We start from the raw sequence: 22,852 nt of genomic DNA, 5'->3' as shown, positions 1-22,852 counted from the left end.
TCAGATCACCTCGCTTTCCAAAATTTCAACATCGTCCTGTACGCTCGTAATACGACAGGTCATCTGGCAATGATCCTCCGCCCAGCTAAAGGTAAACTGGTCTACTGAAGCTGTACGCGCATCGACCAGCAACGCTTCGGTCACCATACGTGTCAGTTCACTTTCCAGCACTGCACGTCCCTGACCTGTACCGATCAGCGTATCCAGCTCACTCCCGTAATCACGCGAATAGATCACATGCCGATAACGCGGCGTGAGCAATGCCTTATGGCACCACTGTACCCATGCTTCTTTGCCATCGGCAACAGCGACGCGTCCACTCGGTGTCATTACAAAATCACCTGCATCATAGTCGTACCGCCAGCTACGTCCAAACTCAATATCATTACGATCGGCAGCCGCTACCGCCTCTTCATCGCCCCAGATAAAATCATCTGTGCTCGGAAATAAATTAGCCACCTGCACTCACCACCTTGCATACGATAACTACATCATTGCCGCTGTTCACACGCATGGCCAGCACACGGTCGCCTGGCTTCAAGCCTTGCTGTACATGTAGCACCGTATCCTCCACCTCGGATTCATCAAATGCATAATCGCTTAGCGTAGCGCCTCCATGAAACGTACCCTGTCCTTGCGGATGCACACTACCTGTATAGATGCGTTGTGGCATTTGCAATAGACCTGGCAGCTCGGCGACCATATAATCCTGAATTTCATGCTTGAAGTCGTCCAGCTTCACACCCGATGCAGTCATTGTACCCAATACCGCACCCAGACCACTCACTGCCTGCTGGGTATGCTTGGACATTGTGGAACGCATCACATCAGCAAAATGTCCGTATGGATCTTTTTTACTCAAGATAATACCTCCTTCTGACATAATCGCGAGTTGCCAGCTCTAATGTCATGGTGCCAGGATTGCCCAGATCATGACTCACCGTCATGACGATCAGATTCATGCCGCTTAATATGACCGCATCACCTGCACGGATCGTATTGATATCTGGTGCGGTTACGGTAAATGTCTGCTGTATGCCTGTGAGCATGTTTTTGGCGTGTTTTTTGGCAGCGTCTGCGGTTTTGATCTGGTCATCGTTCACATGCTTTTGTAGCGTACCAAGCGTAGCGGTGTCTTTGGATTCTACAGCTAGTACTTTAGAGGGGACCTCTTTGCCACTCGTCGTTTCATTGGCAGCGAGTACTTTAACTTTGGTAATCGCGCCTTCTAGCGTACGCAGCTGGGTTAGATCAATAAGACGATCTAGCTGGAGCACCTCACTATTGCTGCCCAGCTCAAATAGCTCCAGCCCGCGGCTCGTCATACGGGGATGGAACATGGGACCACCGGATTTGGCAGTTTCTTTCAGATCAGCGAAAAGCATCGAAAAGATCGTTTGCGATCGGTAAACAGCTTTGCCTAATTTGGTCTTCGTGTCTGGAATTGTACCAAGATTGATTTTCCAGTCCTTCGCATACGTTTTGAGTCGTTGACTCGCTGTCTGGTCTTTTGGTAGCAAATATTCATCCTCAGACTTCTCCAAATAGATCATCCGATCGTAAACGGTCATATTCAAACGTTTACTTCCGCTATTCGTACTTTCAATCTCCCAGATGACTCCTGGATGCAAGATTGGATGCAGCTCCTTCCTACCAAATGGGACACCGCTGATTCGAATGTCCATTCCTGGCGATAAGGCTGGTAGACCTGCACCGCTTCGTACCGCCAAACGAATGCTCGCCTGATACGCAATCTGATCCAATGAATCTTTGAGACTGATTGTCTCTACAAGCGAGGTTAGATCATACTGATTTTTCGCAATCACCTTGTAGCTCATGATGGCATCACCAGCTTTTGCCCTGGTTTGATACGGTTAGGGTTACCGCCAATCACCTTTGTATTAAGCTTGTAAATGGCATTCCATTTCGAGCTATCGCCCAGCTCTAGCTTGGCGATTTTAGATAGGGAGTCTCCCGCCTTGACGGTGTACGTTTTTCCCGTTTGCTTGAGATCGGTACGAGAACCGGATTGTCCAGTCGTTTTACCTTGAGAAGCAGTTTTTTTAGTCTGCACCTTAGCATCCCGCCATGTACGAAAAGTCAGGTCAAATGAGATATCGTCTGGCTCACCGCCACGAAAGGTTGTGTTATATGTGATTAAATACACAGGTACGTTAACGCCAGTGCCCGTGATCACGAGCTGCGCAGGCTTTTTGGAGATGAGAAACTGATTGAGCTGATTGGTCGCTGCCTGTGGAGTCGGCAAATTACTGTATCGACAATAGGACGGATCGTAATCCTTGGGGAAGAAGGACGAGAAACTGATTTCCTTGATCTTATCGCCTTGAGTAAAATCAAATTCGCCATATTCCAGCATATTGATCGTCTCATAGCCTTTAGAGCGAGAGATCGTAATTTCTTCTGGATTGACAGGGAAGTGGAAAAAATTTCGTGTACCGTCGATCAGGTAGATATCCATGGTGTTCCTCCTTTCATCTAATAATAAAATAGTTACTGGGCAGCTTGAGCAGGAGGTTTCTGATTTTCTAGAGCCTTTCTAACCTCAACCATAATTCGTTGACCGACTTGATTAGCAAGCAGGTCATAATCAATTTTGTTTTCCTTCACAGTAACTTGAACAGCACCTGCTGGAACATTAACAGCTATATTATTTGTAAGTTCAGTTTTAAAATCTTTTAGCATTCCTGAAATTGTTCCCATTTGCGCATCACTCAGCTGTACAACAGATTGGACACTTGTTTTTGTTGTAGTTGTAATTGTGGTCGATGGTGTGACCTTGTTAGCATTTTGTTGAGCCATAGCCTCTACTTTTGGCTTCATGTAATTCTCAACATTTGGTACAATGTATCGATCTGCAAATGATGGTCTAGGTGCTAACATCATGCTTGGTATTTTAGGTGGACCTTCAGGGAAACCAGTTACATGCGAAAAGTCAATAGGGGGCATAGTATTGCCATATTTTAGACTTTCCGTAACTGTTTTATCTAATGGCACGCTAGGAGAATCAAACAACTGTCCAATCATCCCCCCAACTTTATCTCCTAGCAAGCTTCCTCCAACACCTAAGCCTGCTCCTAATACAACATTGCCAAGCACGGGTACTACTGACCCTAAAACTCCACCTAAAGCTACGCCAATTGCTCCTCCGGCAGCTGATCCAATAGCAGCTCCTCTTTGTTCATTATTTTCTGCGGTCGCAAAATTTATAGCATCAAACGCATATCCTAAGGGTCCTAAAAATTTAGAAAATCCTTTTAGAGCTTTCCCTGCACCTTCAGAACCTTCTGCGATAACTCTGGAAGTTGAAGATGCAGAAGATGTAGAAGCACTAGGTGCAGCTGAAGCATTGTCAGTGCCTAGCAAACTTTTAAAACCTCCTGAAATATTCTCAACTATTCCCTTACTACCTCCTAATATGCCTGAGAAGAAAGTTCCTGATTGACCTAAAATATTACCTCCTTCTTTAATGATTGTTCCCCATTTTAGTATTTTCCCGGCTTTTGTAGTAGGTGTTGATTTCCAAGCATCACGAAGCTTTTTACTAGACTCTACAGTTTCACCAGCGGCTTTAATACCACCACCTAAATCTTTAAGTCCTGTAGCAGTACCAATAATATAATCTAGTAGCCCCTTAGGTTTGCTAGTAGAACTTCCACCTGCCGAGCCAATTTTACTACTGAGATCATTAATAGCAGCAGTATTGGTATTGAGTGCCGTAATCCATCCATCCATATTTAAGCCTGTAATGGTCGTAGTAGTCGTTGTATCCACTTTGGTCATGACTGTTGCAGCAGCAGGTATTGCTTGCATTTTAAAATGTATATTTGCTTTTGCTACGACTGCATACGAACTTACCTCTTTCAATTTTTTTAGCAGTCGTTCCAATGCTGGTGTAGCCTGATCAATTAAATAAACAGTCGGCGTGACCCGTAATCGTCCTACGCGCACAGCCAAACTATAAATATTACCAAGATGACGTTCCATATATTTCAATTCAGTATTTACTTTAATTAAACTCTGGTATCTCGCTCTGCCGAATTGTTCTGCTGCTCGCTTCACACTATCAATATAGCGACTGGTAGCACGCAGTTCATTATTACCTTTAACGAGATCCTGAACATCAGTTACTAAATTGACCTTATAATTTTTGGAATCCGCCACTTTTTCACCTCCTTATATCATATATGCCTCTACTTGATTATTTAGATGAAGATGCACTGATGGATTCCAGCTCTTGCCGAGTAAATGCCAATAGAATCATACGCTCTCCCTTTGGCAAATGCCAAAAGTCGCCCGGTCGGAGATGATGACGTGTCCACATATGGTACATCATCGTCGTAATTCCGCCGGTGTGGATTAGTTTTTTAAGTCTTCAAGCTCCACACCAAAACCAGATAGCTCCAACACTTTATCTCCAACAGCATTCAGTTCTCCCGCTAGTAACATACGACGTACTGCTTGTTCGCCACCAGACAGCTTCAAACGACTTGTAATACGTGGATCGCCCCAGCCATTCAGTGAAAGTCCTTTAACTTCTAGCTTTGCAGTAGCTTCTGAAATCAGTAATGCATTGAAAGTTTCTCCATCCACCTTCTCCTCCGTCCGCCCTTTCACCGTCTTCCGCACCGTACAACGCTCCCGAATGCTATCCACCTTACTCGAAGTCAATCCACGCAGTGTCATCAGCATATCCAAACGCTGAATACGCACCGTTTCCTCCGGTAGCTTATCCGCTGCTTCAAACAGACTGTCCAAAATTTGTTCCTCTGACATATTTTCATTCAAGCTCATAAGTAAATGCCTCCCGTAAAATAATAGATATTGTATTCGCACAGCAGCCTATCCACTGGCAAGATAAAGAAAAGGCACAGCGATACATGGCAAATCCGCTTAGCTTAGCCGATCTGCGCTATTGTGTGCCATACCTTTTTCTTTATACATTGCTGTCACGATCATACGCTATTGTGCATCACCATTTATTACCATCTATTCAACCGCGACTTCTTTCCCACCAAATAAAAGCTCCGATCAGTTCGCTACGATCGGATCAAGCAGCTCGTAGCCTTCAAATGTAAACGTCGTTTCCTCCGGTACTTCCTCGCCAGCTGTCCAGTTAGCAAGCTGGATTTTATCAGCCATGCAGCGGATCAGGCGTACGCGCTCGTGACCGTAGGATTCGGGATCGTCCAGCTTGGAGATGATGTCGAACTTCTGGAAGCCACGTTGAATCATATCGGACGTTACTTTGTAACCGGTCATCGTGCCAGTGCCTTTTTTCACGCCATTTTTGTGCACTTTCCAGTCATTACCGACCAGATTCAGCTCGCGCTTTTCAATCTCCACGCTTGCTTCCAGCTTGTTAATATGTGTTTGCCACACACCATCAATGTGCAGTTGTCCATGTGTACCGAGAATTACTCTTGAAGCGTCCAGCATAGTTTGTTCCTCCTCAGGAATCGTTAGTATGGTTGTTGGGTATTGCCTTTATTGCGTAGATTCAATCGCCAGCTGTCACTGATTACTGCACGTAAAATGTGCCAAACAGCTGCTCCATCACATCCGTCAGCTTCACATTCCATTGCAGGAATACTTGATCTGCCTCTGGCTTCTGGACTGGCGCATCGCCATAATAAGCCGGGTCGAGAATGACATCAAAGCCAGACGCTTCAATTACACTGCTCTGTGCCAGCAGACCGAGATAGTCCTTCATCGCACCGATCAGCGCAAGTCGACCTTCTTCAGTATTGTTTACCTTGCCGATATAGGAGTCTTCAGCTGCACGCTGCAAATCGCTGTTAATCGCATCCATTACGCGAATAGAGCGAATTTTCTTCCAGGCATTGTTCTGACCTGCACCTGGAATAACGAGACTGTTCACACCGCGCAGTGCCTTCACCTGACGACCATCGTGGAAGAAAATGAATAAACCATTTTTCACAGCCTGCTCCTGCTCAGAGCGTGTCCAGCGGCGAGTCACATCGTCGAATGGAGCGACATGATAGGTGGTCGATTCGTTCAGACGTTGACCAGCGATCAGACCTGCCACATAGGCGCTCGTTTGGGCAGAGCTATAATCCGTTGTACCGATTCGTACACCTGTACCAACGTTGATCACACCTTCATGGTTCAGCGCGAGGGAGCGTGTTGCTGCGGTTGTCGCTGCTTTGGAGGATACATCGTCCGCTGCACTACCACCCACCACCATCGTGATGCCTTTGCCTTCGCTACGTACACGTTTTACCCATGCCGAGAAGCTTTGCAGCAGTGCAGAATCCGCCGCAAAATCCAGTGCGAGCACGTCAAAGTTCTCTGCCTCCAGTGCTTCTTGAGCTGCAATGTAGTCCGCATTGATCAGACCTGCGTTACCGCTCATGCCACCTGCAAATGCAGCTGTTGCTACATTCGACAGCACGCCACCCGCACCCAGCACAGATGCAATCACATAGGCGTTATCAATGTCGCCATTGATCTGTGACGCAAAATCTGCTGCTGTACCGGAAGCCGATACATACGAGCGAAGCAGACGTGTGCCTTCATACAGGTGCAGCTCCTGCTTTGTGCTGTCCGCAATGCTTGGCTGTACAGTGATGCTAAAGCCATTGCCGCGTGTACCGGTATATTTGGCTTCCAGCTTCAATATAGCTGTCGTATCTGCATTCAGACTGATACTTGCAGCCTTTGCTGTATCGTCTGCCAGACGGTAAGCGAGCAGCTTTTTCGGGCCACCCAGCAGTGCCAGATACAGCGAACCATATGCGGTTGCACCATTATCACTGTCACCTGAGAATGTGGTCGTAATCGCTGTTTCACTACCAATTTCAACAAATTGCTTTTCCGGACCCCAGTTGCTTTTGACCAGAACAACTACCGTACCACGGTCGCCGCCCTGAATAGCCGAAGCTGCTGCCGCCTGAAAATTCATATACAAACCCGGTAATACCGGTCGATTCGTGCTTTCCCAAGTTCCGCCTGCCATATTACTCCACCTTCGCTTTCATAAATTGTTGGATGTTTGTGTGTACTTCTTCAATCGTAAATGTGCGATCTGCTGCATCATGGAATACACCATGCATGACTTCCGGTTTGACACCAAATGTCGTTTGCGCATACGGTAGCAGCTCCTGTAGCGAATAACGCGCCTGCTGCTTAGCCGATACCTCGGTCGTTACCGTCATGGAATCAACCTCATTTCTGTTCATAATCTCAAAAAGATGCTGCGGGTGCTGAGCAAGCATGCGCTCACGTTGTTTTGCTTCGATACGAATCCATCCGCGTGCACGCTGCAATAACCGATGGAGCATCGTATCCTTACTCATCCAGCACCGGATTCTGATGCACCTCGCGAATAAGCGGTGCATTGGGCAAATCGCGCGATGTGCGCCGGAAGAGGGTCAAACGAATTTGCCCATTCAAAAAAGCATCTGCCTGTAAATCCGCAGATGCCTCACCCACCGTCACATAACGGCGCTCTTCCTTATTTAGCGGTAGCTTTACCACTGCATTCAGCCGCTCTACCAGCTCGCCAGCGATACGCTTGTTCTGTTGCTCGCTGGTGCCATACACATGACCGACCCACTGCTTACGCAGCTCAAAGGCAGATGTGCCTGCTGCTGTACTGCTCACCCCCGTCAACCGCCACAAAATCGATGGCGCTACATAACCGGATGGCCAGGCATCATTATATAATGTCCAGCCTGTGCCCAGCTGCTCACTTGTCCAGCGATTAAGCGCGTCCAGCCAAGGATCGGTAGGTTCGATCTGCTCGATTAACGATGTAGCTGTCGCTGTTTCTGTAACCGTAGTTGTATTTGACTCCGCTGCTATCACCCTATCTTCTTCGTCTGTTGGCTCTGGTACATACACACCAAAGCGGATCGGTCTTGTTAGCAGCGCGCCAGCCAGATCGAGATGATCGCTATCCGCTGCTCCTAAATATACACAGGTAAAGGCAGCTCCAGTGTCATCGACCAATCTCGTCTGATGCAGCTTACGAATCAACACATCACACCAGGCTTCCACCTGCTCCATCCCGCCTGCTGTCGGTGCAGCGTATGGCCATATCTTCACAATCCGTCGGTAGCCCGCCCAGGATGACTTTTGCACTTCCTCCGCAAAGGTAATCACTGCACAGGGGCCAGCGAGTGCCGCCGTAACGGGTAGAATATCCAGTACCTTGCCCTGCCATGCTGGAATGAGCTCAGCCAGCTTCGCCTTCAACGTTGCTCTGATCTTCGGAATCCTGCTCACCTCCTTTCTTGCAGATTCAAGCTTATACAACAAAACAGAAATGAAGCACAGTCGCAGCGTACCGCATTAAAAAGGACCAGCTCAATTGGCTGGCCCTGTACATTAGCGTATGTGCTTTCGGTGATGTGCTCCTTTGCTTCATTTCCGATAATACAATAATACACCGGTTCTCTCCTAATGGAGACGGTGTATAGGACGGAAAAAAGACGATTATCAGTGGAAGTATGCGAGATTATGGAGTGGGAGGAGAGTAAAAAAGAAGTCCCTTTTTGTATAAACCTTGATACAGTGCGCATTTATAATAAATAAGAGCTTCTAGCACTTATGCCAAAAGCTCTTTCATTAATTTCTAATTCAACAAATAAGGATTTTTCGATAATCAATAGCTTAATGTTCATCTTGGCTTGAGACGAATCATATACCTCCAGTATTACTTTAAATGAAATGTACCTTTTTCATTTTACTTCTATTAGACTACACCGCCGCTGGCGCCTGACTCAAAAACAAGCTCGAATACAAATAAGAGACCATCCCAAAAATCGGAATACACCATAGCACCATCGGCGACTCAAACGCATCGGGTAATGGAAGGGCGCTCATAACAATTCGGGTTAGCAGCAATGCCGCTATATTAAATAGAAGAAACTGAAGCAATACACGCCGAATATTGGAACGAATCCAGCTGTTCAGCGGTGCAAGCACGATCAGACCGTAGCTTACAATCGGAATAAAGAAAAGCAAAAACAGCATCAGCTGCTCTCGCAAACTAACCGTCTCCAGCACCATCGTCTGCTGCAAGGCAAAATTCAAATAGATCGCTCCAAACAATCCGACCAGTAGCGACACAATTGTACTATCAAACAGCCAGGCACGACGGACATATGTGGACCAGACGCGCTCTGATCCAGATGGGGTAGTGGCAGGCAATTCACTTCTCACAGAACAATAACTCCTATCTATACATAATTATGTAGGTTGCACAATTTATTTTTACCATAAAATAACATAAATTAACGAAATATGCTATCCATTCTCCGATTATGGTGACTTTTTACCCGTACAGTATCTTTCTCTCTATGTGTACATAACCGGAGCATACATGCTTCGAATCAGATAAATAAAAAGACTGCCCGGCTTCTGGGCAGTCTTTCCACTTCTGCAAACAGAGTATTCTATTATAACGAGCTACAACTCATATCCGCACGACGCGCACGCTTCTTCGCTGGCGCCAGCTCGTCCAGACGAATCATACTGCTATCGGCAAAAGCTAGTGCCAGCTTATAAAAGGCTTTGCTGCGAATTTTTACGTAGGTGTCCTTGCTGATCGGCGGATCAAACAGATGACTGTACACCTTGTAATCAAACACATCATCCTGCTTCAAATACCGTTCACGAATGAGTAGCTGCTCCCGTTCACTCAGGCGAGCTACAATCGCCTCCACACGTTCGCAATAGGCACGTCGTGCCGCAGGTGTATCTACATTATAAATGGCTGCGCCAGCGGTCGGATCACTGGTGACATTGGTTGGGCCATGCATTCTCGCTTCATAGGAAGCAGTAAGTGATGTTTCACGAATTTCAAATGTGATTGTTTTATAAATACGATATTTTTCAAATACAGCCTCCACAGCAGTACGGGTCTGACGGCGGTCTAGCTCGGGTAGGGAAATCATCGGGTTCATTGTACAACACTCCTTTGGTGTGATAAGTGGGGCTAGCATGAAGGAACGGTCAGAGACAGTAGATACTGACGATATTTAATTTTGCCTTTTGGCAATAAAAACACAATAGCTTGGTGGACGATAGACGTTTTAAAGCTTAGTTTCTATCATCTCAATTCCAATTTTTTGGTAGTGTTCGTATTTTGTTCGCATTTCGTATATTTAAGATATCATGTCTATTCATTTTCGTAAACCGCCAAATTCAGCAGTTTTTCCCATTCAATCCTTCATTTACTCTCTTTTCCTCACTCGATTATGCCTTTTGGCAAAGAGTACATTTCCAATGTTTACCTAATGGCAATAATGGGGTATAGTTAAAGAAGGAAGATATACGGAGCTGGAACGGATCATTTGTCATATACAGCTTTGATATTGCAGTCTACGGTGCAAGAGGCCGGGAGAAAGGATGTTTTGTCAGTGGAGCAATCTTCATTTGGACTATATTTGAAGCATATGCGTGAACAGAAAAAATGGAGCATTAACCAGCTGGCAGATGCAGCCGGTATTAGCACCTCCCAAATCTCGCGCATTGAAAATGGAAAGCGCGGTGTTCCTAAGCCACAAACGATTGAAAAGATCGCTGGTGCGCTGGGCATCTCCTATGCCGAAATGATGGATCATGCCGGATATTTGCGTCCTGAAGAGCATACGCAGATTCCAGAGTGGGCAAGCTCTCGCGATAAGCGTGATTTTAAAAAGATGCTGGAAGAAGACGGAGAATTAATGTTCGATGGCGTTCCACTGGATGAAGAAGACAGACAGCGGATCAAGGATGTGCTGACCGGATTATTCTGGGAAGCCAAGCATATGAACAAGCGTAAGCCGGTAACCCCTGCTCCCAAGGAAAGGCGTGGCTCCTGATCAGGCAAGTGATGTGCTTCTGTCATCATCCTGTCCACACTACTCCCTACCGGATGCTTTAATCCTAATGCTTAATCGAGGTGAATGATACCGATGGATGATATCGCAGCCAGGCTCGTACATCAATACAAGACCAATTGCCCTTTCGAGATTGCTACCGCGCTCGGCATACATATTCGCTACATGGACCTCGGCAAATCCACCAAAGGGCTGTACTACGCCAAGCTGAGACGACGCTTTATCGTCATTAATCAGGGACTGTCCGAGCAATGGCAGCGCTTCGTATGTGCTCACGAATTAGGACATGACCGTCTGCACAAGGGACTTAGCCGCTTCTTTTTAGAAGAGCACTCTTATTTCTGGCCGGGCAAGCTGGAGCGGCAGGCGAACTCATTTGCGATTACGCTTCTAACGACAGGCCGCGAGCAGCGTGATGATGAGACGCTGGAGGCATTTGCTATGCGTACTGGCATTCCACAGGAAATGCTATATTTTTTTGATGTTTGATCGAACATATGTTCTTTTATTATGAAATAACCCTGCTTTTCTACTTGCAGTCTGCTGTGCAGATGCGTTCTAGAAGGGCAGGGTTTGCTCGTTTGGTTACACCTGTTATGCTACTTTCTTGAGGTTTGTAGCGGTTAATCGAATTACATGTAGAGTGCTTTTATAATGTTATATGCTAAGAACAGCAACCATTTTTAGAAGAAATAAAAGACCTTCTCCTTTTTAAAAACCTTGTCCAAAAGGTAGAGCCTTTCCCTCTTCAGCCACCTGTTAACTTCGGTAGAAACACCAATCCCGTAATAATAATCGTCAGCAGGATGCAGACATTTTCTACGGCAGAGCCTTTGCGAGTGCCGGTGCTCATCAGATTGAAGCGTAGACGCCATTTGAGTGGTGGCAGCAGTCGCACGCCACGGTTGGTGAGTGAGTCGGCTAGCAGGTGAAGCAGATAGGATACGCCGCCAGCAAACCAGATGCTATTGCCAGTATGGGCGGTGGTGCCATATAGCAGGGCAGTCCAGGCTGCGGTGCCATAGACTGTGTGGGTTAAGCCGCGATGTGGTAAAAAGGTACAAATGATCAGCAGGCTACCACCCATGTAATTCCATGGTGAAATCTCTCGTCCATATATCATAATGCCAACTCCGATCAGACACATGACGACCTTGCGTAGAGATCGAAGCGGTAAAAAGGCGACAAATACAACAGCAACCGCGATGCCAAGATCCCACGGCATACCGAACAGACCTTTCCACAAAATCCAGACCACCGCTCCCAGCATAATCGTCTGAAGGATGCGCAAAATCGGCTCAGACAATGTTTTGGAAACGAGGATTGAATTAGGCTCGTCGATATCGGGTAATAATGAACTGACGGCAGCGGCAACAACGGCAGCGGATGTAACGGGAACGCCTGCCATTGTCATAATCGAGACAGTTAAGCCTGTACTAATGATGAAGTGGGATTTACCCATCATGATGCGATATTCTTCCCTTCTGTACTTTTGTAAATCCGCTGTTTTCATTCCATTAACGTTGTGTTAAATTTTGGAAAATGGTATAGCTAACGCTTTGCTTTGTAGTATCGTTAATCTATACCCGGATGATTCCCAACATTGATCCGGATTCACTACATGACCGGGCACGCAGTCCGGCACATAAGGAGAGCTTTTTATGAATCCATTACAGCATTGGCGACGCATCGTACCGGTCATGATCGTATCTTCACTATTACTCAGCGGCTGTAGCCTTTCAGGCGCGCATTCGGTAGCTGAACAGAATCCACTGACACGCAAAGGCGGAGATCATCTGTCGATGATCAAGCTATCGCAGCCGAATATAACTCATGCCAGATCTGCACAGGAATATCCACTTCCGCCTGAACAGCTGATTAATAATATTAAAGACGGTAACTATGAGCTGATCTACTCTCAAACGTCTGATCAATTCAAGCGCGAAGTAAGCTGGGATGCTTTTTTGGATACATTACAAGCGTTTACTGGAGATGGATCTATGTATACATTGTCCTACAGTAAGCAAGAACAAAGCAAACTTCGCCAGCTCTGGACGAATACACAGCATCAAAAGGGAATTGTTGTCGTATTCGCCGAGCATCATCCGAAGTATCCGAATCATACAATACTAAACATGCGTGTAGGCAACCTGACGCCAGCAGGCGATAATATTCAATAATTCATCCTATTCTATCTGTATGATCTTCATAGCGTATCATGTCAAACAATTCCTACTCTTACTCGTTCATCTGGCAGGCAGGGACTTACCTGATCGATTGAACCTCCGCAGCGCGCGACGACTACGGAACACATAGATGAATCATGATATGTAGAAGGCTAGCGAACAGCTATTCGTATTATAGCACATACGTTCGCTTTTGTGAAAAAGAAAACGCCGATTTTTGCACATCCATGCAAAATCGGCGTTTTTTTCTACTTTCTATACGTTGCAGCTGTAATTTAGCCTTCCAGCGCAACCGGGCTATCCAGCTCACGCAAGCGCTCCATAATACGGCGCTTACGATACAGCATGCGACCTGCCTCTGCAATGCCATCCAGTGAATTTTTATTAACGACTGAGCCGAACAGAATACCTGCAACCGGAACCGCCTGAAATAGCTTGCGCCAGCCAAAATTATCACGGTATGTCGTTACGACCTCACGCCAGCCCTGAATTTGCGAAAATACCTCTTTTCCCGTATCCGCCTTTTCAAAGTTCGCTAGCTCCTGTAGCACAGCTTTTTTGCCTACCACATCCGAGGAAGCGAACTGCAAGCATTTAAGAATAAACAGACGCTCCTGCGGATCAGCAGGATAGTAGCCGTAACAAAGCGCAATTTCCTGTAGCACCTTTAACGAAATACCGATCATGGCTGGAATATCCGCAGCAATGGTGAAAATTCCACCGATCCCCGAAGCAGCTCCCTCGATCGCTGCCAGATTAGCACGGCTGCGAGATAGATCGAGCGCTGTATCATCCATTACCCGAAGCGGCAGACGAGCTACATCCTTGGGCTTCAGCTCCGCATCCGGCTGTCCGCTCGCCTTGGCAAGCTTTTTCATCATCGCTTTCGGAGAGATCAGATAGGAACCGCCTGATTGGATAAAGCGTCCAATTTCATTCAGAGCAACCCCCAGCTTATCACGAATAAATTTGGGAGTTAAGCGATCCAGCACAGCAAATGGAATACGTCCGATTCGATCCAGCCATGATGAACCGTTCTGTTCCTTTTCCCATTTGGCTATCTGCTGTAGCTCCTGCTCCAGTTGTTCCCGTGTCTCCTGTATCTCCATATCTGATCCCTCCAGCTTTCTCAATTCATAGTCTATGCTAGCTTGCCCTATTCGAGCTTTTTATGACTATTATACTCAAGCTGGCGACTTGAAACACGTGCTTGACCCTGCAAGATGCTATTTTATTTAGATAACTATCCTCAACCATTCCATGCATACAAAAAAGACACAGTGCCATAAGCCTGCGTCTTGCGTGTTATTGGTATGATACTGCCGTACAGCGGCAGAAGTATAAAAGATCATCGTATGCCGCCGATTAAGCAGTTGGCGCAGTCGGTTCCTGGTCAATCAAAGATGCAGTTGTTTCATGATCACGAACAGGTGCGTAAGTTACGCTGTCGATCACAAGGCCTTTACCTACAGGCTCGCCGTTTACGGTAATCATGACTTTTTTGAAGTTCGATTCAAAGTTTGTTTGATGCATAGTGTGTCACTCCTTGCTGTTATGGTTGTTTTTGTTGTTGGGAATGGATCATCGTTATTCTTTACGAATAATCCGACTATATATAGTGTCGTTGATCCTGTAACCACAGGAATCAAAAATAGGAAAAGTAATGTGTGAATCGCAACGCATGGACGAGAGCTATTCACATTGTTGTTCAGGACAAATAGCTATTACCCTGTCTTATTCCACTTTAAACATAGGCACGCTAGCTATAGATCATTATGCCATCTAATCTGACCTCAGCAGGCCAATCGATAACGGATGTCATCGATACATGTAATCCCAATGATAGAAAAGATGACTGCATGGAAGATTTGGTCTACTTTACTCTAAAATTTGGGTATTGTCAACGTTCTATTTGGTATTTTTTTGATAAAAGTTTCAAATTCGGCACCTTTTCTGTGTTTATTACGTATATAATGACGGTAATTTAAAACAGATATGCCTTTCATTTGACCATCCTTTGTTTCCTTTACGACGACTTCTTATACTACGTCTGATTCTTATTAGCCATAACTACTATACAAATGAAATGTCGTGCTAGGCGATTCTGCATCATGTATTGATCTGAACGCAATATCGATAGAGGGATGCCCTACAGCAGCTTGACTACTTTTTACTACTGATCGCTACGATATGACTGTATAGCTTATTCTTACTACTTACTGTACAGCTTATTTTACTATTTACTGTACGACTCGATGAGCCTACCCGTATCACCCTATATCCATGCGCTACACACCGAAGGAGGAACAACCACACGAATGAAATATAAACGCCTGATGCTGTCCGCCCTCATTACATTGATGCTGACAAGCACCGGTATACTGCTGGATCAGTCCACAGCTCATGCCGGTTGGTGGGAAGATTACAAAAATGGAATCCAGAGCTTCACCGAGCTACCTCAGGAGGTGAATCAGCTCAAGCAGAACTATGATCAAGCGATGACGCAGTTAGATGAAGCCAAGCAAAACATGCAGGCATTTCGCGATGAAAATACACGTCTCGCCGAGCAAAATGAATTACTCGCCCAGACGGTTAAGCAATTGCAGCAAGCGGAAGCCGAACGCGCAGCAAGTGCCCGCTTCTGGAAAACGCTACTGTTCTCCGCAATCGGTCTTGTGCTACTCTGGTTCGTTTTCACCCGCCTCGTCCGCTTCGGACTACGCCGCCGTTAATGCTACGGCGGTTTTTTGCGCGGTGCTACTGGCGATTGGGTAGATAAATAACAATAGATGATCCATTCATTACTCATATTCAATCCATGTATTGTATTTTAAGGAGGTTTGCCCGATGCAATTGGAATGGCAGCAATCTGCAACACTCCCACATGGCGGTCAGGCAATGATCGTAAAGCTAGCTGAAGCCGAAAAGCTGCATATGCTGCATCCAGGTCAGATTATTGCTTATGAAGGGCCTTCCGCAGGGCGCAATGATCGCCTGATGGATGTGAAAGGCATGTATCGCAAACGCAATCTGATTCGCGCCGACTTTACCGGGCCTTGCCGCTTTGTTAGCTCGTTACCACCGGGCTTTAATCTCATCCCGATTCGCATCGATGCTGGCAGTGATCTGCTGTATGATTTTCGTCATTTGTTCTACTATACCGCTGGGATTACGATGCAGACCCGTCTGCTCAAGCTGAAAAATATATTGATCACACGCGATATTATTAAAGTAAAGTTCGGCGGCGAGGGCGAGATCGGTCTGCTCACTCGCGGTGCAGTCGTCGAGCTGGAGCTGCATCCTAACCAGCCGATCTATGTCGACTCACGTAGCCTGCTCGCTTATCCCGAAAATGCTGATCTGCGACTTAGCGTCTATGGTAATCATCTTGCCAGTCAGCATATGCATTATCAGTGGGCGATTACGGGTAGTGGCTCTGTTCTGCTGCATAGTGGTCACGATCATGGTGAACTGGAGGAGCATCTCGAGGATAATAGTCTGTTCAAGCGCATTTTACGTGAAGTGATTCCATTTGGCGGGATTTTCATTAAATGAAGTTTTCCTAAACTATGAAGTTTTGCTAAACGATTTTTGAGTTGTTGCTGAAGCTTTGATGATTCTGCACTTTATTCGCTGTCGATGCTCTATAATCTTCTTATACCTGACATGAACCATACACAGTAGCCGTTCCTTCTATTCTCCTATGCAGCCATGTTGTTGATGAGCTGGAAGGAACGAATGGCTGGGAGTGATCCAAGCAGTCATACCAAGCCTATATTGTTTAGCTTCATCGCAGGTTCCAATCCTATACTATACACAGCCTGGAGGAGATAGAGATGACTTCGATTAAACAGCTTACATTGTATACGGCCGAGCTTGACCGGATGCTAGCATTTTATACGAATATGCTTGGTGCGCAGCATGTGCATGAGCAAGCAGATGCGTTTACGATCCAGCTAAGAGTATCACAGCTTCAATTTCGTGCAGTGGCTGATGGAACAAAGCCCTTTTACCATATTGCTATCAATATCGCGGCAAACCATTTTCAAGAGGGAAAAGCCTGGCTCAGCGGCTTTGGTGAATTGCTAACGGAAAATGGTGAAGATCAGGCATACTTTCCCTTCTTTGACGCGTACTCCTGTTATGTAGAAGACCCGTCTGGTAATATTATTGAACTCATCTCGCGTCAGCAAGCTGCACCTGTACTGGATAAGCCCTTCTCAGCGGATCAGCTACTAAGCATCGGTGAGATTAATATAACAACCAGCGATGTAGAGCAAGCTGCAACACGATTAAAGCAAGCTGAACTGCCTGTAAAGCTAGACCAGATTGAGCCAGCAGGCTTAAATTTTGTTGGTGATCAGGATTTGTTCCTGCTGCTGGGTCCTCCAGGACGACGCTGGTTATTTTCAGAACGCGTAGCCGTGATCTATCCGTTACAGATGGAGCTGGATAACGGCGTCAGTCTGGCGATTACAGAGACAGGTGAACTGGTGATCTAACTCACTTATCACTCGCTGTCCATCAGCAATCGCTTCTATTGATCATATAGATACAAAAAGCCGAGCTTCGTAGCTGAACCATTACAGGTTGTACGCACGAAGCTCGGCTTTTCTATACAGATCACTCTAGCTTTTACATATTCTTTTACATATCATCCATCATATCGGCTTGTAACTCACACGATACCGTATCTACTCCAGGTCAGAGCAATCCAGCATTTACTTTTTCATCGTCCATACATTAAACTTCGGATCGACAAGCTTGTTGAGCAGCTTGAACTGCGTCTGGTCAATATACGCAATCAGCAAATGTTGTCCCAGCGCCATATACACAAATTCACGCTCTCCACCGCGCTGGCGATCCAGCTGAATAATACGATCAAAAAATGATTTGTCGACCCATTCGCTATAATACTGCACATCCCATTCTACACGCTCACCGCCGTGCAGGAAGCTGAATAACACGCGTTCCTGCTCATGGTCAAGGCAGCTACGAACATGGGTTATATCCAGTTGTCCGCCTGTCATCGCCACCATACGCTCAGCGAGCTGGCTGTACAGATCGGTATTTTCTACAGCTTGCAGATCGACGTACCACAGCTGGTCGCTTGGATAGGCACAGTCTGGATCTGCATCTTCTTTACACACCTTTTCGCCAAGCGAAATTAGCAGGTGCGTATACGGCTTTTCCTCATACCAGGACAGCGAATTGCCAGCTACAACCTGCTCCATGTCCATATCTGCCTGGAGATGAATTCCTGCTTCCTGTAGCTTACTCCATTGCTCAGCTAACGGAATCGTTTTATTGCGAAAAAAACTGATCATTACTAATCTCCTCTCTGGACAATCGATCAGATTGGCATTCTTTAACGTCCCTTTTCGTCGCGCTTCCACTATTCCAGTGGTACTAAGGTGCCGTACCACTCGTTCGCATCTATTGTGTTGTTCGCCAAATGTTTGAAGTCATGGATATCTACACCACTGTAATATAGCACCTACGTGCATCCATCGATTCGATTTGTCTCAGCCCGATATGGGCCTTCGTTATCATAACCGATAGGAGAATACGAATACAAGCCAATCATTCAGATGCTTCCTTGTCCCCATAGGAAGCTCGTTTTGCCTTATCGCTTCTCATTTTATTAGAGTGTCCCTTTTGCGTATCATCCAGGTATTACTAAATATACAGGGCATAGGCTATAAAATCCTGAGTCTAAAGACTCCATGCTTCAAATTTTGAAGATATTTGTCATAATGTAGCTACACACAAATGCAAGTGCTAGTCATATATACCCACGATATTTTCAATTGAAAAGCTAAAAAAGCCCGTAATACAGCATTTTTTTGAAATATAATATCTTTTAAACGTGAATAATGAATTCAAAAGTAAGCTGTTACATCGTTGGTTCTCTGCTATTGCTAAGTAAGGTAGTCAAACCTTTAGACGCATGTCTTTATACCCTATTATTCATGTGAACATAGATAGGCATTGAATATGTAAATGGTAATATAAATAGCTGCTTCGCTGTACATACAACGAAAGCAGCTATGGTAGGGTTTAACTGTTGTCGGATTCATCCGATGAAGAACGATAATCCTTCGGCTTATGCTCTTCTGGACCCGGGTATACTTCCCAGATCGCTTCGATAATACGGTCAAATTCATCGTCATCTTCCTCGATGATCTGCTCCACCGCTTCAATCTCTTCTTCCTTACCGGACTCATTTAAAAAATGCAGGCTGTAATCCCAATCATGTCCACGCTTGGAGAACAGGGTCAGCTCATACGGCTGTGTATGTCCTTCTACCTCAAGCTCTACCCGTCCAAGAAAGCCCTTTTCCGGCTCTTCCAATCGTTCTAACTTCGGCTGACGAATATGAATAGTTGCCATTTCGCTTCCGCCTTTCTGTATGGTTGTATAGTTGTTAGTTATAAGAAATATCGTCTTATATGTTTTTTACACAGAAAAAATCTGTCGATTCTCCTATGTCAGTGTACTCTAGAAAGGTGATATGGGCAATCGGTACAGAAATTCAATATACTATTCAGTAAAATCAAAGTCTTTCAATACTACCCAATCAATGATTAATTCTTGGGTTTCTCTCTAATTCTGCATCTCTTTAATTTTAGACAACTCTAAAATAAGCTCTTGAACAGCCGTATCCTTCTCATACTTCTTAAATTCCTGTGTGACTTCTAATAATCCTTCATAATCTCCAGCAACAGAACTATAAGCTATTACAAAAAATTTAAATATTAGAAACTCCTGTTCATTCATACGTCTACTCTCCTTAAAATATCGGATATCCTGTTAAGATATAAACTCCAGCAGCTGGAATGTATTGTTGCGCTACTCCCGACGTAGAAAAGATAGGAATTTGAATAAAAAAGAGAAGGGGCACAAGGCTCCATATGATATGTTTTCAAAGAAATACCCCTTTAAAGTAACTTGATATGATCTTCAACTTTTCATTTTAAAAACCCAAGGAATGGAATCAAAACTATTTTTATTATCTATACCACTTCGCTTCCTTAATAATCTTTTGAATAGTCAATATTTTTTTATAGAACCAAATTTTTTAAAATTCTCTTGAGCTTCTTGCAAGCTAATACGGTTAGCTCCTCCTTTATAAGAAGGATTATAAAATTGAACATTATCATCTTCCCACAAACAAACTGGACAAATATCGAATGTTCCTGGAGGCTGTTCATCGAGCGTAAAATTTTTGCAGCATGGACAAGGAAATTTTTCCACTTATTCTCCTTCTTGTTTAGGCTCATAAAGCCTACTTTGCTCTTCCCAGTAAACTTATTTTTCTACCAGTTTAAAATGACCATCCGGTCTACCAATTGCAAATTCGTCATTTGCCATATTATATCTAAAAACATAAACTTCGTTATCAGTAAAACCTAGATTTTTATTGCCTACTGGAGACGAAAGTAAACTTCTAGCTCCTGCAAGATATTGTTCCTTTGATATTTTAATTCCCCATTCATTCCTTTTTCAACATGGTCTTTATAATGACTTTCAAATTTCTTGTCATTTTGGATGGATCGTCTTTTGGAGCGACTGTAATTATTATACGAGGATGAACATTTTCTCCGTTCGAACTCCACTGCAAATTAAGTGAAACTGCCGGTGGTGCAACGACTTCTTCAGTTGGCATTGTAATTAGAGAAGGATATTTACCATCTGTTAATAGCGCTATCGAACCACCAACAATACCTAAGCTTTAGCAACGTTAATAAGTCCCTTACCATATTGTATGGATTCTCCTAGAGATGTAGCTGTCTGGTATAGCTGTTCTACCACTTGATCAGCAGTCCAATCAGGGTTGTGCTCCCATAATAAAGCTGCTGCTCCAGAAGCAAATGCTGTAGCAGACGACGTGTCTGATAGTACACCATACTTGTTATGATTTAGCGTGCTTAATACATTGGTACCTAGAGTAACATGATCATAATGATTTTATTTCAAAAGTCTTACATAACAACAAATCCCTCTTTTATTAAAATCCAAATATGCTATACTGGTTAAGCGGTTTTTCAAAGCCGCATCCTGAACAGAAGAAAGTCCGTTGTTGCTTCTATTAGCTTCTATTCTAATATAGAGACAACGCGGGAGAGGTTCGCGAACTCCCTCTATAAAAAACTAAAACCGCCTTGGACGGTATAAGCTGGCGAAATGACAGGGTCATTTTTCAGCTGTACAGGCAAGGTCTGTTTTTGCATTTCTGTTTTACGTGCTTGAAATGCCTATAGACAAGGTTCATGAATCTCTCGCTTCCCGAAGGACGACAGAGATAGTTAATGGAAGATGCTGTTACTGTGCAGGCGATCCGTCCGCATCATAACAGGGATTGCAGATGGTCAATGCCGATCTGCAATTAATCACCACGGCTCGATATCGAGTCTTCTTCCGTGCTATGCTCACCGATACCCTTTTAAGGAAATGGAGAGATTTTTTTATGCTTAAAAATGAAAAAGCGGTTGTCGTATTTAGCGGCGGCCAGGATAGTACAACATGCCTGTTTTGGGCGAAAAAGCAGTTTGCTGAGGTTGAGCTGGTGACCTTTAACTACGGTCAGCGTCACAGTGCAGAGATCGAGGTTGCCCAGCAGATTGCGGAGGAGCAGGGCATGCAGCACACGATTCTGGATATGAGTCTGCTGAATCAGCTGGCACCGAATGCACTGACTCGCTCGGATATCGAGATTACGCATGAGGAAGGCGAGCTCCCAAGTACATTTGTCGATGGACGCAATCTGTTGTTCCTGAGTTTCGCTTCCATTCTTGCCAAGCAAAAGGGGGCGCGCCATATCGTTACCGGTGTGTGCGAAACCGACTTTAGTGGTTATCCAGATTGCCGTGATATTTTCGTCAAATCACTGAATGTGACGCTGAATCTGTCGATGGATCATCAGTTTGTTATTCATACACCACTGATGTGGATCGACAAAGCCGAAACGTGGAAAATGGCAGATGAGCTGGGCGCATTCCAATACATTCGCGAGCGTACGCTCACATGCTATAACGGCATCATTGGCGACGGCTGCGGCGAATGTCCGGCTTGTAAGCTACGTAAAGCAGGTCTGGATAAATATCTGCAAGAGCGTGCAGTAGCGGCTCCCTTCAAGCGCGCCTCGATTGAGCTGGACGATTCGGATGCATCCACATTGGGAGGGTCTACACGATGAGTCAGCCCGGCCCATTTCGCATTGTGGAAAAGCTACAGCAGTATGGCACAGACATTACGCATGAGCAGCTACGCTACCATCGTAAACGTGTGCTCGTTAATAAGGAATTTACGTTCGATGCGGCGCATCATCTGCATGCTTATGAAGGCAAATGCATGAATCTGCACGGACATACGTATAAAGTTATTTTTGGCATTAGCGGCATTCCGTCTGCCAATGGCATTGTCGTCGATTTTGGCGATATTAAAACGATCTGGAAAGAACGGATCGAGCCTTATCTGGATCACCGTTATCTGAATGAAACGTTGCCACCGATGAATACGACTGCTGAAAATATGGTCGTATGGCTGTTTGAGCAAATGGAGCAAGCGTTACAGAGCGAGCCTTATGCTGGACAGGTCGAAGGTGGACGCACGGAATTTGTACAATTGTACGAAACACCAACAAGCTATGCCGAAGCAAGACGGGAGTGGATGTACGAATGAGTAAAGTATGGGAAGAACCACGTCCAATCGCTGATTGTACAGAACGAGCGGTTTCGGAAAAGGAGTCGGATCGAGCTACGCATTCAACCGCTACCGTTATCCACGAGAACGATC

The 22,852-nt window shown here is 45.2% G+C and carries 27 protein-coding genes, 1 pseudogene and 1 riboswitch; of the genes and pseudogenes, 8 read left to right on the top strand and 20 right to left on the bottom strand.

Annotated features, from left to right (window positions below; all coding sequences use genetic code 11):
• The 12 genes from IEX62_RS01055 to IEX62_RS01000 form a co-directional block, all read right to left on the bottom strand.
• On the bottom strand, positions 1 to 459 hold the full coding sequence (locus IEX62_RS01055) for a DUF2634 domain-containing protein (RefSeq protein ID WP_188773557.1): 459 nt from the start codon (positions 457 to 459) through the stop codon (positions 1 to 3).
• Positions 452 to 823, bottom strand: a complete 372-nt coding sequence (locus IEX62_RS01050) for a hypothetical protein (protein ID WP_229685585.1) — start codon at positions 821 to 823, stop codon at positions 452 to 454. The genes IEX62_RS01055 and IEX62_RS01050 overlap by 8 nt, the downstream gene beginning before the upstream one ends.
• A 31-nt stretch (positions 824 to 854) precedes the next feature.
• Complete coding sequence (locus IEX62_RS01045; protein WP_188773555.1) at positions 855 to 1,838, bottom strand: XkdQ/YqbQ family protein; 984 nt, start codon at positions 1,836 to 1,838, stop codon at positions 855 to 857.
• Complete coding sequence (locus tag IEX62_RS01040) at positions 1,835 to 2,479, bottom strand: LysM peptidoglycan-binding domain-containing protein (RefSeq protein WP_188773554.1); 645 nt, start codon at positions 2,477 to 2,479, stop codon at positions 1,835 to 1,837. The genes IEX62_RS01045 and IEX62_RS01040 overlap by 4 nt, the downstream gene beginning before the upstream one ends.
• Positions 2,480 to 2,511: 32 nt before the next feature.
• Positions 2,512 to 4,182 (bottom strand): hypothetical protein, encoded by a 1,671-nt coding sequence (locus IEX62_RS01035; protein ID WP_188773553.1) that lies wholly within the window; start codon positions 4,180 to 4,182, stop codon positions 2,512 to 2,514.
• Positions 4,183 to 4,377: 195 nt separating this feature from the next.
• A complete protein-coding gene (locus IEX62_RS01030; RefSeq protein ID WP_188773552.1) occupies positions 4,378 to 4,812 on the bottom strand; it encodes a phage tail assembly chaperone in 435 nt (144 codons plus the stop codon).
• 237 nt (positions 4,813 to 5,049) lie between these two features.
• The gene (locus tag IEX62_RS01025; RefSeq protein ID WP_188773551.1) at positions 5,050 to 5,457 is read right to left on the bottom strand and encodes a phage tail tube protein; all 408 of its coding nucleotides are present in this window, start codon (positions 5,455 to 5,457) and stop codon (positions 5,050 to 5,052) included.
• An 82-nt stretch (positions 5,458 to 5,539) separates the two neighbouring features.
• Positions 5,540 to 6,997 (bottom strand): phage tail sheath subtilisin-like domain-containing protein, encoded by a 1,458-nt coding sequence (locus tag IEX62_RS01020; RefSeq protein ID WP_188773550.1) that lies wholly within the window; start codon positions 6,995 to 6,997, stop codon positions 5,540 to 5,542.
• Position 6,998: 1 nt separating this feature from the next.
• A complete protein-coding gene (locus IEX62_RS23655) occupies positions 6,999 to 7,337 on the bottom strand; it encodes a YqzN/YkzM domain-containing protein (protein WP_229685542.1) in 339 nt (112 codons plus the stop codon).
• Complete coding sequence (locus IEX62_RS01010; protein WP_188773549.1) at positions 7,330 to 8,268, bottom strand: hypothetical protein; 939 nt, start codon at positions 8,266 to 8,268, stop codon at positions 7,330 to 7,332. Before IEX62_RS01010 ends, IEX62_RS23655 begins: the two co-directional genes overlap by 8 nt.
• 474 nt (positions 8,269 to 8,742) lie before the next feature.
• Positions 8,743 to 9,207, bottom strand: coding sequence for a hypothetical protein (locus IEX62_RS01005; RefSeq protein WP_188773548.1), 465 nt, complete (start codon positions 9,205 to 9,207; stop codon positions 8,743 to 8,745).
• Positions 9,208 to 9,443: 236 nt separating this feature from the next.
• Positions 9,444 to 9,950 (bottom strand): ArpU family phage packaging/lysis transcriptional regulator, encoded by a 507-nt coding sequence (locus IEX62_RS01000; protein ID WP_188773547.1) that lies wholly within the window; start codon positions 9,948 to 9,950, stop codon positions 9,444 to 9,446.
• A gap of 456 nt (positions 9,951 to 10,406) precedes the next feature.
• Between IEX62_RS01000 and IEX62_RS00995 the strand changes: the two genes are divergently transcribed.
• The gene (locus IEX62_RS00995) at positions 10,407 to 10,850 is read left to right on the top strand and encodes a helix-turn-helix domain-containing protein (protein ID WP_188774013.1); all 444 of its coding nucleotides are present in this window, start codon (positions 10,407 to 10,409) and stop codon (positions 10,848 to 10,850) included.
• Between the two features lie 93 nt (positions 10,851 to 10,943).
• Positions 10,944 to 11,357 carry an ImmA/IrrE family metallo-endopeptidase gene (locus tag IEX62_RS00990; protein WP_188773546.1) on the top strand — a complete coding sequence of 138 codons (414 nt, stop codon included), beginning with the start codon at positions 10,944 to 10,946 and terminating at the stop codon, positions 11,355 to 11,357.
• A gap of 259 nt (positions 11,358 to 11,616) precedes the next feature.
• Here the strand turns inward: IEX62_RS00990 and IEX62_RS00985 are convergent, their stop codons facing one another.
• A complete protein-coding gene (locus IEX62_RS00985) occupies positions 11,617 to 12,333 on the bottom strand; it encodes a metal-dependent hydrolase (RefSeq protein WP_188773545.1) in 717 nt (238 codons plus the stop codon).
• Between the two features lie 196 nt (positions 12,334 to 12,529).
• Here IEX62_RS00985 and IEX62_RS00980 point away from each other — a divergent pair, with 196 nt between their 5' ends.
• Positions 12,530 to 13,048 (top strand): hypothetical protein, encoded by a 519-nt coding sequence (locus IEX62_RS00980; RefSeq protein ID WP_188773544.1) that lies wholly within the window; start codon positions 12,530 to 12,532, stop codon positions 13,046 to 13,048.
• A 281-nt stretch (positions 13,049 to 13,329) separates the two neighbouring features.
• Here the strand turns inward: IEX62_RS00980 and IEX62_RS00975 are convergent, their stop codons facing one another.
• A complete protein-coding gene (locus tag IEX62_RS00975) occupies positions 13,330 to 14,163 on the bottom strand; it encodes an EcsC family protein (RefSeq protein WP_188773543.1) in 834 nt (277 codons plus the stop codon).
• A 256-nt stretch (positions 14,164 to 14,419) separates the two neighbouring features.
• Entirely contained in the window at positions 14,420 to 14,587 is a 168-nt protein-coding gene (locus tag IEX62_RS00970) for a hypothetical protein (protein ID WP_188773542.1), read from the bottom strand.
• 785 nt (positions 14,588 to 15,372) lie between these two features.
• Between IEX62_RS00970 and IEX62_RS00965 the strand changes: the two genes are divergently transcribed.
• The 3 genes from IEX62_RS00965 (at position 15,373) to IEX62_RS00955 (ending at position 17,556) form a co-directional block, all read left to right on the top strand.
• Positions 15,373 to 15,786: a hypothetical protein gene (locus IEX62_RS00965; RefSeq protein ID WP_188773541.1), complete on the top strand. Its 414-nt coding sequence runs from the start codon at positions 15,373 to 15,375 to the stop codon at positions 15,784 to 15,786.
• 115 nt (positions 15,787 to 15,901) lie between these two features.
• On the top strand, positions 15,902 to 16,609 hold the full coding sequence (locus tag IEX62_RS00960) for an AIM24 family protein (protein WP_188773540.1): 708 nt from the start codon (positions 15,902 to 15,904) through the stop codon (positions 16,607 to 16,609).
• Between the two features lie 281 nt (positions 16,610 to 16,890).
• Positions 16,891 to 17,556, top strand: a complete 666-nt coding sequence (locus IEX62_RS00955; RefSeq protein ID WP_188773539.1) for a toxoflavin lyase-like VOC family protein — start codon at positions 16,891 to 16,893, stop codon at positions 17,554 to 17,556.
• Between the two features lie 219 nt (positions 17,557 to 17,775).
• Here IEX62_RS00955 and IEX62_RS00950 read toward each other — a convergent pair whose 3' ends face one another.
• The 5 genes and pseudogenes from IEX62_RS00950 to IEX62_RS24065 form a co-directional block, all read right to left on the bottom strand.
• A complete protein-coding gene (locus IEX62_RS00950) occupies positions 17,776 to 18,381 on the bottom strand; it encodes a hypothetical protein (RefSeq protein WP_188773538.1) in 606 nt (201 codons plus the stop codon).
• A gap of 733 nt (positions 18,382 to 19,114) precedes the next feature.
• Positions 19,115 to 19,447, bottom strand: a complete 333-nt coding sequence (locus IEX62_RS00945) for a hypothetical protein (RefSeq protein ID WP_229685540.1) — start codon at positions 19,445 to 19,447, stop codon at positions 19,115 to 19,117.
• Positions 19,448 to 19,660: 213 nt separating this feature from the next.
• Positions 19,661 to 19,834: a hypothetical protein gene (locus tag IEX62_RS00940; protein ID WP_188773537.1), complete on the bottom strand. Its 174-nt coding sequence runs from the start codon at positions 19,832 to 19,834 to the stop codon at positions 19,661 to 19,663.
• Between the two features lie 273 nt (positions 19,835 to 20,107).
• On the bottom strand, positions 20,108 to 20,311 hold the full coding sequence (locus tag IEX62_RS00935; RefSeq protein WP_188773536.1) for a CPCC family cysteine-rich protein: 204 nt from the start codon (positions 20,309 to 20,311) through the stop codon (positions 20,108 to 20,110).
• 471 nt (positions 20,312 to 20,782) lie between these two features.
• Positions 20,783 to 20,977, bottom strand: a pseudogene (locus IEX62_RS24065) (S8 family serine peptidase); the annotation flags it as partial.
• A gap of 197 nt (positions 20,978 to 21,174) precedes the next feature.
• Positions 21,175 to 21,218: riboswitch (PreQ1 riboswitch) on the top strand.
• 306 nt (positions 21,219 to 21,524) lie between these two features.
• On the opposite strand from IEX62_RS24065, the gene queC reads away from it, so the two are divergent.
• Together queC and queD are read left to right on the top strand one after the other, a co-directional pair.
• Positions 21,525 to 22,253 (top strand): 7-cyano-7-deazaguanine synthase QueC, encoded by a 729-nt coding sequence (gene queC / locus IEX62_RS00925; RefSeq protein WP_188773535.1) that lies wholly within the window; start codon positions 21,525 to 21,527, stop codon positions 22,251 to 22,253.
• On the top strand, positions 22,250 to 22,738 hold the full coding sequence (gene queD / locus IEX62_RS00920) for a 6-carboxytetrahydropterin synthase QueD (protein ID WP_188773534.1): 489 nt from the start codon (positions 22,250 to 22,252) through the stop codon (positions 22,736 to 22,738). Before queC ends, queD begins: the two co-directional genes overlap by 4 nt.
• The last annotated feature ends 114 nt before the right edge of the window (positions 22,739 to 22,852 follow it).

Origin of the sequence: Paenibacillus hunanensis, assembly GCF_014645615.1 — a bacterium.
Lineage (GTDB): Bacteria > Bacillota > Bacilli > Paenibacillales > Paenibacillaceae > Saccharibacillus > Saccharibacillus hunanensis.
The sequence above is the reverse complement of the archived record's forward strand: the minus strand, read 5'-3'. Positions and strand labels throughout refer to the sequence as shown.